This is a genomic window from Robertmurraya korlensis (assembly GCF_023715225.1).
In the GTDB taxonomy this organism is placed as follows: domain Bacteria; phylum Bacillota; class Bacilli; order Bacillales; family Cytobacillaceae; genus Robertmurraya_A.
Window position 1 is genome coordinate 1 of the sequence record NZ_JAMBNS010000080.1, and the last position, 475, is coordinate 475.

The 475-nt window shown below is 46.3% G+C and carries 1 protein-coding gene; it reads left to right on the forward strand.

Annotated elements, in window-relative coordinates; translation table 11 throughout:
- On the forward strand, positions 1–475 hold a 475-nt coding region (locus M3175_RS25905; RefSeq protein ID WP_251524561.1), incomplete at both ends, for an iron-containing alcohol dehydrogenase.

The window sequence follows — 475 nt, forward strand, 5'->3', positions numbered from 1 at the left end:
GATAATGCCCGTGTACTTATCACCTATGGCGGCAGCTCTGCCAAAAAAACCGGCACACTCGATGAGGTGAAAACCGCGCTACAAGGTAAACAGCGTGAAATCTTTGAATTTGGCGGCATTGAGCCAAATCCAGAATTTAATACCTTGATGAAAGCCGTCGATATGGTACATGCCAACAATATTGACTTTTTGCTCGCTGTCGGTGGTGGCTCAGTACTGGATGGCACCAAATTTGTTGCATTGACTGCCACCTTAGATGACGACAAAGACCATGAAAAAGCGTGGGAAGCGTTAAAAGGATATACCCGTGATATTCAAAATGCGCTACCGCTCGGTACTGTACTCACCATTCCTGCAACAGGTTCAGAGATGAATTCAGGCGGCGTTATCAATCATAGCGAGCGTCATGCCAAATTGCCTTTTGGTAACCCGCTAGTATTCCCACAGTTTTCGATTCTTGACCCTGCCAAAACCT